The sequence below is a fragment of the Candidatus Obscuribacterales bacterium genome (assembly GCA_036703605.1).
GTDB lineage: Bacteria > Cyanobacteriota > Cyanobacteriia > RECH01 > RECH01 > RECH01.
This window is the reverse complement of the sequence record DATNRH010000274.1, coordinates 1-11,846: the sequence shown is the minus strand read 5'-3', so window position 1 is coordinate 11,846 and position 11,846 is coordinate 1. Positions and strand designations below refer to the sequence as shown.

Genomic DNA, 11,846 nt, shown 5'->3' with positions numbered 1-11,846 from the left:
CCAGAATCCCATGAGTTTAGCGGCGTTGAACGGACGAGACCTGTTGAGCCTAGCCGATCTCAGCGAGGCGGAGTTGCTAGAGTTGCTAACCTTAGCAGCTAACCTCAAAACCGGCGAGGTGCAGCCCCAATGCCGCCAGGTACTTGGGCTGTTATTTAGCAAAGCCTCAACTCGTACCCGCGTCAGCTTCTCGGTGGCCATGTACCAACTGGGCGGACAGGTGCTGGACTTAAACGCCAGCGTCACCCAGGTGGGTCGGGGTGAACCCCTCATGGACACAGCTCGCGTCCTCGATCGCTACCTGGATATTGTGGCCATTCGCACCTTTGCCCAGGCAGAACTCGAAACCTTTGCCCACTATGCCAACATCCCGGTCATCAACGCCCTGACGGATTTGGAACATCCTTGCCAGATTTTGGCGGATTTACAGACGATTCAAGAAAGCTTTGGGCAGCTCAGCGGACTCACGGTATCCTACTTCGGCGATGGCAATAATGTGGCCCACTCCCTGATGATTGGCTGCGCTTTGGCGGGCATCCATGTTCGTATTGCCACGCCCGCTGACTATCAACCCCTGCCGGAGATTATTGAACAAACCCGTCGAATTGCGGGCGATCGCTCCCAAGTCATCATCACCGATGATCCCAAAGCGGCCGCAGAAGGTAGCCACGTGCTGTATACCGACGTATGGGCCAGCATGGGTCAGGAAGACCTCGCCGAAAGCCGCATTCCTATCTTCCAGCCTTACCAAATTAACGCTAGCTTATTGGGCTTAGCCGACCCAGAAGCGATCGTACTTCACTGCTTGCCAGCCCACCGAGGCGAAGAAATTACAGAAGACGTGATGGAGGGCTCCCAGTCTCGCATTTGGGATGAGGCCGAAAATCGTCTCCACGCTCAGAAAGCACTGTTGGTCAGCACGCTCGGGGCATTGGAGAGCTAGCACTAGGGACAGGAAGAAGCGATCGCCCCCTCAACCCGATCGCCTCTTCATAACAAGCTTGAATTCTTACCCTAGCATATGTGAGCCTTGCGATCGCACCACATTGTCGAGCATATCTTACTTTGGCAATAATTCTAAATCGTGAATGGTTTGCCCACCTGTAAGATGAACAGTTTGCAAGCCTACCCCGATCGCTCCATCAATATGCTGCTGAGTATCTTCAATAAACAACGTCGCAGCCGGATCGAGATCGTGATCCTGCAACACCCGCTGAAAGATACTGGCATGGGGCTTGCGATCGCCTACCTCATGGGAATAATAAGCATAATCGAACAGCCCGGATAAGGTAAGCTCAGATCCGAACGCATGAGCAAAGATGCGATCGCATTCTGCCTTATGAATTTCGTTGGTATTGGATAACAAAAACAGCCGGTAGTGATCACGAAGCTGTTGCAAAAGAGACACCCGTGATGGCGGAATATCCAACAGCATGGCGTTCCAAGCTTGGTCGATTTCGTCATCCGCACAGGTGATTCCGAGCAGCGATCGCATCCCGTCACGAAACTCGGCGGAGGAGATTTGTCCCATCTCGTAGCGATCGAAGAGGGGATCCTGCTGATGCTGAGTGTAGAGGGAGCTGACGTCAAACCCGCAGAGACGACTGAAAGCATCTATCGTTGCTTGGTAGCGAAGATTGATGATCACGCCTCCGAGGTCAAAAATAAGGCTGCGAATCATAGAGTCTAGGCCAATCGATGAGGGTAGCCGTGCAGGTGAGTAGCCTGGGGCGTCACGCGCACCCTTGCACCCATCCTTAAATGCACCGGCAACGAGGTTAGCACAGAAAGCGACTGTCCACTCGGTAGGGTCAGGCTATAGCGCTGATCGCGTCCTAGAAACTGGCGATCGCTAACCACAATGGGTGAGGTTTCGTCCGGTTGGATCTGCACATCTTCTTGGCGCAGCATCACATCAATGGCCGTCGGCGTCACATCCTGGAGCTGGTGAACCTCAACGGCAGTCAGAGGAAAGTCACCAATTTCCGTATGCCATAGATTACCTTGACGCTGGGCGGGAAGAAAATTGGCTTGGGTGACAAACTCTGCCACAAACCGCGATTGGGGATGCTGATACAGCTCCTCCGGTGTGCCCACCTGCTCCAGGCAACCGTGGTGCATCACCCCCACCCGGTCGGCCATAGACAGCGCCTCTTCTTGATCATGGGTGACAAAAATAGCCGTGGTACCGGCTTTTTTCAGGATAGCCCGCAGTTCTTGCCGCAGCCGCAGCCGCACTTGCACATCTAGGTTGCTCAACGGTTCATCTAGCAACACCAGCAGAGGGCGTGGCGCTAGGGCGCGGGCTAGGGCTACCCGCTGCTGCTGTCCGCCCGATAGCTCGTGGGGGTAACGCTGCTCCATGCCATCGAGACCCACCAGAGCTATCGCTTCCACCACCCGCCGCCGCCGTTCCATTTTGGCCTTACCTCGGGTGGCGGGTAGGCCAAAGGCAATATTGTCAAACACCGTGAGATGGGGAAACAGAGCGTAGTCTTGAAACACCATGCCAATGCCGCGACGTTCTGGCCCTTGCCAGCAGCCATCACCCGAGACCGTCTGACCAGCGATCGCCACCTGACCGGCATCCGGGTGTTCAAATCCGGCAATCAGACGCAGTAGAGTGGTTTTTCCACAACCGGAGGGGCCCAGCAAGGCTAACAGTTCTCCCTGCTCCAACGTTAGACTCACTGACTCTACAGCTGGATTGGTCAATCGTGGAAAATATTTGGTGAGATCGTTAAGCTGGACAATGGCTGTCGATGACGTTGAAGCAGGATACAGCCGTTGATGCTGGGACAAAGAAACCATAGCGTAAAGAGTTAATACTTGAATAATGGGAAAGAGAAAGTCGTAGTCAGTGAGCCGCAGTCAATAGGTCGCAGTCCGCAGGCAGCGATCGCCCAGGTGATCATCCGCCTAGAAGAAATGGATATGTCATTCCAAGCGATTGCTGCCAAAACCGCGCATACAGCCAGAAATGCCCATAAGCACAATGACTGTATCGGTATCTTGCTGTATAGTGTACAGTATTTTGAAAGTCATTCTCATTAAGCATAGCAAGTTATATCCCGGTGTCTTCTAAAACTTCATCTTCTTTTGACCTTTCCAGTCTGCTCAGTTGGGCAAAAGCGTTGCCATCTCAGGGTTGGACGATGGCAGTCATGGCGATCGCTCTCTTAATTTCCACACCGACCCTAGTGGTATTGAGCAGTATCTTCACCAACACTGGAGACGTCTGGAGCCATCTCGTGGATACAGTGCTGTTGCGCTATGTTCTCAACTCTCTCTGGCTGATGATCGGCGTGGGGATTGGGGTTTTTGGGATCGGTGTATCTACGGCTTGGCTGGTCACCCTCTGTCGATTCCCAGGAGCCAAGCTGTTTGAGTGGGCGCTGCTGTTGCCCTTGGCGGCTCCAGCCTACCTGCTCGCCTATGCCTACACCGATGTGTTTGAATATTTTGGCCCAGTGCAAACGACGCTGCGTCTCTGGTTTGGCTGGTCTAGCACCAACGACTACTGGTTTCCCAACGTGCGATCGCTGTGGGGGGCGATCGTCATGCTCAGTTTGGTTCTCTATCCCTATGTCTACCTGCTGGCGCGGGTCGCCTTTCTTGATCAGGCCCTTTGTACAATGGAAGCCAGTCGCTCCCTAGGACGGGGCCCCTGGAAAAGTTTTTTCACAGTGGCACTACCTCTAGCTCGGCCAGCGATCGCCACTGGTGTTTCCCTCGCCCTCATGGAGACCCTCAACGACTTTGGCACCGTGCAGCACTTTGGCGTCGAAACCTTCACGACCGGCATCTATCGCACCTGGTTCAGTATGGGTGAACGCATTGCCGCAGCCCAGTTAGCTACCTGCCTGCTGCTGTTTGTCTTTGGGCTAATTTTGCTAGAGCGCTGGTCACGACGGCAGGCCAGATATTACCAAACGGTCGGCCGCAACCAAACCCTCTCCACCTACCATCTAAAGGGCTGGCGATCGCTCCTGGCCATGACCATCTGTACAGTACCGGTGCTATTGGGCTTGGTGATCCCCGTCGGGTTGTTTACCAACATGACCCTGAACAACCTAGAACGCACGGTAAACCGTAACTTCTGGCAACTGTCGCAACATAGCCTGATCTTGGCAACCCTAACGGCAGCGATCGCCATTGCCCTCTCGATCATCATGGCCTATGGGGTGCGGCTGAAGCCGAGCTGGGGAATGCGCTTGGGTACAAGACTAGCAGCCATGGGCTACGCCGTTCCCGGCTCCGTCATTGCCGTTGGTACGCTCATCCCCGTCGCTCGGTTTGACAACTGGCTCGATGCCCAAATGCGATCGCTTTTTGATATTTCCACAGGACTATTGGTAAGCGGCACCATCGCTGCCCTGATTTTTGCCTACCTCGTGCGCTTCTTAGCCGTCTCCTTTGGGGCTGTAGAATCCAGCTTAATTAAAATTAAACCCACTCTAGATGATGCGTCCCGCAGCCTAGGACAAACCCCAAGTCGCACATTGCTGAAAGTCCATGCACCGCTGATGTCTGGGGGTTTGCTGACGGGAATTATGTTGGTGTTTGTGGATGTCATGAAAGAGCTGCCTGCCACCATGGTGATCCGTCCGTTTAACTTTGATACCCTGGCGGTTTATGTGCATCGCTATGCAGCAGATGAACGGCTGGTGGAAGCTTCGGCCCCGGCGTTGGCCATCTTGCTGGTGGGACTGATACCGGTAATTGCTCTGAGCGTGCAAATTACCCGTTCTCGGGCGCGTCCATCCCCCTAGTTGCGTCATGGGTGATGACCATTCTAGGAGGTTTGTGGCAGACTGGTCAGAAATGGGAACCAATGTTGTCTACCTGACAGTGCTACTCCCATCTCGCTAGGATAGGGCACCATGAAACGAGTTCTGTCACGCTGGGGGCGCTTTGTCACAACGACCCTTTCGCGCACGCTATCCCACACAAGCCGCCTGACCGGCACGATTCGCCAAAATAAGCGGCGCGATCGCCGGGAGGTTTTTCTTCTCGAGTCCCTAGAAACGGTGACCGCTGAGCGCGATCATCTACTCGTGGAATGCGATCGCCTCACCCAGGAATGCGATCGCCTCCGGCAAGATGCGCGGGAGTTTGAGCAATATGCCGAACATGCTGATACGGAAAACCACCGCCTACGGCAGGATAATCAGCAACTTCGTCAAACTCAGGAATTTGAACAGTATGCTGACGACGAAAACCAGCATCTACGCCAAGATAATGAACAGCTTCGCCATGAGTGCGATCGCCTCACGTCAGACTATGATGACCTGCAGCTCAAGACCCTAGAGCAAGAGGAACAAATCGAATCCCTCAAAGCACTGCTCACCTACTATGAAGCCCACCTAACCCATGCGCCAGTTCCAGCAACCGATCCTGCACCAGACCCGCCCACTCTCGATCTTTCTACCTACAGCGTAGCCCTAGTCGGTGGCCACTCCAGCACCCGCCAAGGCGTCCTTCAAACGTTATCTGATAGCTATGGTCTAAAGGTTAAAAACTGCGTTGAAATCCCGCCCTTTACAGAAGTCAGCACCAGTAGCAGTAAGGTCAAAGCCAAGATTAGCCGTTGTGATCTGATTGTGATCATCACGGGCTATATGGGCCATGGATTAACCAAAATTGTCCAAGATCTCAACAGTGCCGGAGCGCTGGCGGGCGAAATTCTCATGCTGGACTGTCGCGGCAAGAGCGGCGTGGTGCGGGAAATTGTCAACTATTTCCATCAAGTACTAGAGGGCGATCGCTCTCCCCAAGGCACCTGACGGGCTAACGAGCCGCAAACAGCAGCCATACGCCGCCCAACGCCACCACCATACCCAGTAGAGCCCGAGAACTAACGCGATCGCCCATCCAAACCGCAATGGGAATGACAAACAGGGGACTGGTAGCCCCCAACGCTTGGGCAATACCCGCAGCGGTAAACTTCAGGGCAACTTGCTGCAGCCAGATGGCTAGATAGGTGCCGAAGAAAGCGGTCACGGCGACGGTAAGAGCCAGCCGTCGCGATCGCCCTAGGGCTACCACCTCCCCCTGCTGTTGGCGCACCGCCACCAGGATAACCAGCGCCAGCAAAGCGCCCACCAATCGCAGGAAAGTACTCCACAGCGGATCAATCTCACTGCCGGATAGAGCAGCCCGCGAGAGCACCGCGCCGCTAGCTTGACTAAGAGCAGCCAAACATCCAAAAATCATGCCCCGCCGAGGCCGAGCTTGGAACTGCGGCGTGCTGGGAGTGCGCTCCACCACCACCCAGGCCACACCGCCGACGGTGAGCCCAATACCCAGCCAGCCAGCTAGGGGCAGATATTCTTGCAGAACCATCAGGGCAATCAAGGCAGCCATGGGGGGTGCGAGGGATTCCAGCAACAGCCCCCGCCTTGCCCCTAGACAGTTTAGGGAGGTGAAGAAAGCGGTGTCTCCCAGGCCAATGCCAATACCGCCGCTGAGGAGCAAGAGAGCGATCGCCCAACCGGGCACATCGGGCCAGGTGCCGCGACCAGCCAGGGTCAGACCGACCAGGGTGACGGCCACGAGACCCTTGGACAGGTTCAGCGCTAGAGGCGATACCTGTTTGCCAAGGCTGGCGTAGATAGAAGAGGCCACAGCCCAGATTAGGGCGGCGGTGAGGGCGGCTAGTTCGCCAATTATGGGGGTGAACAAGGCAGTTATGGGTGGTTATAGATGGAGGTAGAGATCAAGAAGACAGACCAGCCAGTAGGTCAGCGGTCTGGGAGGATGATACTAGCGTATTGGCGCAGAGAATACCAGAGGCGGCGACGGCGGGAATGCCAATGCCGGGGAGGGTGCTGTCGCCAACGCGGTATAGACCGGGAATTGTAGTATGGGTGCTGGGAAATAGCCCTTGGTCAGCAGCGATTGCCGGCCCGTAGGTACCCTGATGGCGGCGCAGGAAGCGGGCATGGGTGCGGGGGGTGCCGATCAGTTCCAAGACCAAGCGATCGCCCAAGTCAGGAATCACCCGCTCTAGGGCCCGGTAGAGCACTTGAGACCGGTCTTGTTTGCGCTGGTTGTATTGATCTGGGGAAAGCGATCGCCAAGGCTCATAGGGTTCCAAGGTATAGGCATGGATCACATGATGACCAGCGGGAGCCAAACTGGCATCCCACACCGAGGGAATCGAGATCATGCAGGTTTGACCTGGCTGGGTGAGGTCTGGGCCGTCTTGCACCACCACGTGATGTCCCGTCAACGACTCTAGCCCCTGGCTGCGAATTCCCAAATGCAGGTGCATGAAGCTATGGACGGCAGGAGTGTCCAGAGCCGCCTGCCGCACTGATTCAAGTACCGCATCCGGGGGCAGCAGGTACCGGTAGGTATCCCAAATCGTGGCATTGGAAATCACCGTCCGAGCGCGAATCTCACCACCGCGTTTCAGCCCTACGCCAACAGCCCGTCCTTGCTGAACCAAGATCTCTTGCACATGGGTATTCAGCCGCAGCTCTCCTCCCCAACGCTGTAGACCCCGCACCAGCGCCTGCACGATCGCCCCACTGCCGCCCTTGGGATAGTCCACCTGGGAGTGCGATCGCTCCCCCAGCATCACCGCCATTTCCGGCACAATTGTCCCGTGAGCTGGCAGACCCGACAGCAGAAAACATTCCAGATCAATCAATCGCCGCACCCAAGGGTCGCGCACGGTGCGATCCATCACCTGGCCCACGGAGGATTGCAGAATTCCCAGATGGGGCAGGAGATTCAGCAACGCGCCGGGGTAGCGACGGAGCAGGGTCAGCGCCAGATGCCAATCGGCTCGAAGAGCCAGGGTGGGAATTGGACGCAGGGCTTGATACAGCGCCAGTAAACGAGCTTCAAAAGCGGCAAATTCCTGGGCACCTTGGGGGGTGACGGCGGCCAGGGTAGCTCGATAGCGATCGCCATCGCCATAGATCGGCACCGTCCTATCGGGAAAATGGTAATGCCCCAGCGGGTCATAGGCGATCGCCTCTAAGGATTCACCCAGAACATCCAGAACCTGACGGAGCGGATTGATGGAGGCGCGATCGCCCAGCCCACAGTAAAAAGACGGCCCCGAGTCGAACTGAAAGCCCTGACGCTCAAAGCTATGGGCTGCCCCACCGGCAATGCTGTGGCTTTCACAAACCACCACCGACTTGCCATAGCGAGCCAGCAGCGCCCCTGCCACTAGCCCACCAATGCCGCTGCCAATGATCACCACATCGTAATCGCCATCTCGGTGTTGGAGGCGTTGTTCTGTCATGTACCTAGATCTCCATCGTCAGCTATTACGAAGTGTATCGCTGATGTAACGACTTGCAGGAAACATAGCATGGTATCTATTGAGGCAAAAGTTTCTACAGAAATATACGGAGATATAAAATTATTATTGGGACTAAAACCGTATCTTCCCCCTACTCCTGCGCTACAAACCTACCTATACTAGCCTTAGTTCTGACGGCCCCTCCCATGAATCCCCTTCAATCCAAACTTATTCGCTTCCTCCAAGCTGACCTTGACCTTTCCGATGCAGCGATCGCCACTGCTCTGCGACAATTGAATGGGCAACTTCCTCACCTGTTGCCCATGGTGCTTTGGCAATATGGTTTGGTGACTCTAGAGCAGCTCGACAGTATTTTTGACTGGCTAGAAACGGCCTAAAGCTAGAACTGATCCGATAGGATGCGCAAGCTAAGTTCTCTACGCTATAGTCATGGAGTGACATCGTCCATACGGTAACATCAGTTCGGGTTAAGGAGATTTTTCAACGTGTTGCCTGAAAAAATCAAGATCTTAGTCCACGAGAGAATGAAGCTTTCAGCTTATCCCAAACTCAAGTTACGGTAAATTCAATGCCTTGAGGTTCAAAACCATGACGGCATCATCGATGAGTGCGATGAATCATTAGTGTTGTGAATCGTTAACGTGCCGTTGAGACGTTTAGCCTCAGAAATGTTTAGATAAATTACAACTTTTACTCAAAACATTGAGGTTTCTCCTAGATTACGCCTGGCTATAGTAGAAAGAGCTTTTATTCTTGACGGTACCCCCTTCATGTGTAGTCATCCGGTTAGTTTTGTCCATACGAACTTAACCGCAGCAACGGTTCAAAAGCCGTTAGCTGTATCCATTAACACGACGGTGCAGGCTGCGATCGCAGCCATGAGTGGGGTGCGCGCCCAGTGCAGTTCTGATCGCGGGCAATCCCCAGGCGATACCCTGCACATAGAGGCCCGTTCCAGTTGTGTGGTCGTAGTGGATCAGGATCGGGTGGTGGGTATCTTAACTGAGCGAGATGTTGTGCGTCTCAGTGCCCAGCAGCAGCCTCTCGATCAGTTGCCCATTGCCCAGGTGATGACTCAGCCGGTGATCACCCTGCGGGAATCAGATCTGATAGATTTGTTCACCACCATCAACCTGTTACAACAGCATCGCATTCGCCACGTGCCCATCGTGGACGATCAGGATTGCCTAATTGGCCTTGTCACCCATGAAAGCCTACGACAACTGACTCGCCCTGTAGATTTACTACGGTTGCGGATGGTGCAGGAAGTGATGACCTCGTCAGTACTCCGTGCCTCACCCGACAGTTCCATGCTAGAAATTGCTCGTCTGATGACCGAGCGGCGGGTGAGTTCCGTGGTGATTACTATCCCTGGCGGTAGTGCTGATGCCCCCTTTCACCGAGCAGTAGGGCTGCTAACCGAGCGTGATCTTGTCCAGTTTCAAGCCCTAGAGCTCAATTTACCCACAACCTTAGCCCGGGAGGTGATGAGTAGTCCGGTGTTTACCATCACGCCCACAGAATCTCTGTGGACGGTGCAGAAGGTGATGGAACAGCAGTGGATTCGCCGGGTCATCGTGGCCGGAGAGCAGGGAGAGTTGCTGGGCATTGTCACCCAAAGCAGCTTGCTGCAGGTTTTTAACCCCCTAGAGCTCTACAACCTAGCAGAGGTGCTAGAGAAAAAGGTAACCCGCTTAGAAGCAGAGCGGATTTCGCTGTTAGAAATTCGGGCGGTGGAACTGGAGCGGCAGGTGGCAGAGCGCACCCAAACCATTCAGGTGCAGGCGGAGCGCGATCGCCTCATGACCGGGTTGTCCTCCCAAATTTTGGCATCCTTAGATGTTCAGGCCATTTTAGATACCACCGCGCAGCAAGTACGGAGCATCCTCAACTGCGATCGCGTCAACATCTGGCGGTTTGAGGCAGGGTGGGTGACGGTGGTGGTGGCCGAGTCCACTCAATCTGATCTATCCCTATTGGGGGAGCGCATTGCCGACACCTGCTTGCAGCAAACCCAATTCGAGATCTATCGCCAGGGGCACATTCGAGTGGTGCCCGATATCTACGCCACCGAGATGTCGGACTGTCACCGCGACATGCTGGTTCGGCTCCAGACCCGGGCCAAGATCTTGGTGCCCTTGCGCTGTGGAGACCAGCTATGGGGTCTGCTGAATGTGACTGAACGACAGCCCCGTGAATGGCAGCCGACGGAGGTTGAGTTTCTGCGATCGCTCTCCACACAATTGGCGATCGCCCTCCAGCAGGCCACTCGCCACCAACAGCTTCAAGACGAAATTCATGATCGCCAGCAAGCAGAACTGGAATTGGCTCGGCTCAATGCCGAACTGGAAGCTCGGGTGACTATGCGCACTGCTGAACTGGAAGCCCGCGAAGCTCGCTACCGCGCCCTGATGGAGGGAGCTAGCGATGCCATTTTGCTAACCAATACCGAGGGATACTTCATTGAAGCCAATCAAAAAGCCGTCGATCTAGTGGGATATGACCGCCACGAGTTGGTGGGGATGCACTTCACCCAGATCCACCCACCAGAAACCTTGCCCACATTAATGAAAGCCTTTGAAGCTCTGCTTAATCGGGAACACTTAGGAACCTTAAGCCTTGAGTTCCTGCGGCGAGACGGGCAGCGGATCCCTGTAGAGTCCACCGCCTCCGTGATTGACGTGGGAGGAGAAACCATTGCCCAAGCCATCTTCCACGATATTCGCGATCGCCAACAAGCAGAACAAGCCCTCCGGGAAAGCGAAGTCCGCTTTCGGCAGGTGTTTGAGTCAAATGTAGTGGGGATGATGTTCACTGACTTCAGTGGCCACATCAGTGATGCCAACGATCACTTCTTGGATATGTTGGGCTATAGCCGCCAGGAATTAGAGGCAAACCACATGAACTGGGCGCATCTAACTCCACCAGAGTATCAGACCCAAAACCAAGACGTGATCGCCCACCTCCAGCGTTTCGGTGCCATTGCCCCCTGGGAAAAGGTCTACCGCCATAAAGACGGGTCTCTGGTTCCCGTGCTGATTGGGGTGGCAATGCTGTCCCATGATGACAGCAGTTGTGTCTGTGTGGTGGTAGATATTAGCGATCGCAAGCGCTATGAAGTCGCTCTGCAAGAATCCCAACAATTTCTGCAAACTATCTTGGACACCGTACCCATCTCGGTATTTTGGAAAGATCGAACCTCCAACTACCTCGGGGGCAACCAGCGCTTTCTCCAAAATGCAGCCCTCAGTTCCGTTTCAGAATTGGTGGGCAAAACTGACTTGGATCTACCCTGGGGCGCAACGGAAGGGGAAAACTATCGCACCAACGATCGCGCCGTCATCGAGAGTGGCAAGGCTAACCTTGGCATTATCGAAACTCAGTACCAACAGGACGGTACGATCATCTGGGTAGAAACCAATAAACTGCCCCTCCATAATCTGGCCGGCGATGTCATTGGAGTTCTGGGCACCTATCAAGACATCACCGAACGTCACAACACCGAAATTGCCTTACAACGCCAGTTGGCGTTAATTGAAGCCGCCGTGAATGGCATCGCTAT

General features: G+C 54.8%; 10 protein-coding genes. 6 read left to right on the top strand and 4 right to left on the bottom strand.

Annotated features, from left to right (window positions below):
* On the top strand, positions 1 to 943 hold a 943-nt coding region (gene argF / locus V6D20_05835; protein ID HEY9815306.1), incomplete at its 5' end, for an ornithine carbamoyltransferase.
* A 117-nt stretch (positions 944 to 1,060) separates the two neighbouring features.
* Here the strand turns inward: argF and V6D20_05830 are convergent.
* Together V6D20_05830 and V6D20_05825 are read right to left on the bottom strand one after the other, a co-directional pair.
* The gene (locus tag V6D20_05830; GenBank protein HEY9815305.1) at positions 1,061 to 1,681 is read right to left on the bottom strand and encodes an HAD family phosphatase; all 621 of its coding nucleotides are present in this window, start codon (positions 1,679 to 1,681) and stop codon (positions 1,061 to 1,063) included.
* A gap of 5 nt (positions 1,682 to 1,686) precedes the next feature.
* Positions 1,687 to 2,811: an ABC transporter ATP-binding protein gene (locus V6D20_05825; GenBank protein HEY9815304.1), complete on the bottom strand. Its 1,125-nt coding sequence runs from the start codon at positions 2,809 to 2,811 to the stop codon at positions 1,687 to 1,689.
* A gap of 18 nt (positions 2,812 to 2,829) precedes the next feature.
* Between V6D20_05825 and V6D20_05820 the strand changes: the two genes are divergently transcribed.
* The 3 genes from V6D20_05820 (at position 2,830) to V6D20_05810 (ending at position 5,786) form a co-directional block, all read left to right on the top strand.
* Positions 2,830 to 3,054 (top strand): hypothetical protein, encoded by a 225-nt coding sequence (locus tag V6D20_05820; protein ID HEY9815303.1) that lies wholly within the window; start codon positions 2,830 to 2,832, stop codon positions 3,052 to 3,054.
* A gap of 20 nt (positions 3,055 to 3,074) precedes the next feature.
* A complete protein-coding gene (locus V6D20_05815; protein ID HEY9815302.1) occupies positions 3,075 to 4,772 on the top strand; it encodes an iron ABC transporter permease in 1,698 nt (565 codons plus the stop codon).
* A 111-nt stretch (positions 4,773 to 4,883) separates the two neighbouring features.
* Positions 4,884 to 5,786, top strand: coding sequence for a hypothetical protein (locus V6D20_05810; GenBank protein ID HEY9815301.1), 903 nt, complete (start codon positions 4,884 to 4,886; stop codon positions 5,784 to 5,786).
* Between the two features lie 4 nt (positions 5,787 to 5,790).
* Here the strand turns inward: V6D20_05810 and V6D20_05805 are convergent, their stop codons facing one another.
* A complete protein-coding gene (locus V6D20_05805; protein HEY9815300.1) occupies positions 5,791 to 6,684 on the bottom strand; it encodes a DMT family transporter in 894 nt (297 codons plus the stop codon).
* A 34-nt stretch (positions 6,685 to 6,718) separates the two neighbouring features.
* Positions 6,719 to 8,263 carry an NAD(P)/FAD-dependent oxidoreductase gene (locus V6D20_05800; protein ID HEY9815299.1) on the bottom strand — a complete coding sequence of 515 codons (1,545 nt, stop codon included), beginning with the start codon at positions 8,261 to 8,263 and terminating at the stop codon, positions 6,719 to 6,721.
* 206 nt (positions 8,264 to 8,469) lie between these two features.
* Between V6D20_05800 and V6D20_05795 the strand changes: the two genes are divergently transcribed.
* Positions 8,470 to 8,661, top strand: coding sequence for a DUF2949 domain-containing protein (locus V6D20_05795; protein ID HEY9815298.1), 192 nt, complete (start codon positions 8,470 to 8,472; stop codon positions 8,659 to 8,661).
* Positions 8,662 to 9,054: 393 nt separating this feature from the next.
* The coding region (locus tag V6D20_05790) for a PAS domain S-box protein (GenBank protein ID HEY9815297.1) at positions 9,055 to 11,846 on the top strand (2,792 nt) is incomplete at its 3' end.

Coding starts and splice junctions, on each gene's coding strand:
- V6D20_05830 (HEY9815305.1), bottom strand. CDS start 1,681: ATGATTCGCAGCCTTATTTTTGACCTCGGAGGCGTGATCATCAATCTT.
- V6D20_05825 (HEY9815304.1), bottom strand. CDS start 2,811: ATGGTTTCTTTGTCCCAGCATCAACGGCTGTATCCTGCTTCAACGTCA.
- V6D20_05810 (HEY9815301.1), top strand. CDS start 4,884: ATGAAACGAGTTCTGTCACGCTGGGGGCGCTTTGTCACAACGACCCTT.
- V6D20_05800 (HEY9815299.1), bottom strand. CDS start 8,263: ATGACAGAACAACGCCTCCAACACCGAGATGGCGATTACGATGTGGTG.
- V6D20_05795 (HEY9815298.1), top strand. CDS start 8,470: ATGAATCCCCTTCAATCCAAACTTATTCGCTTCCTCCAAGCTGACCTT.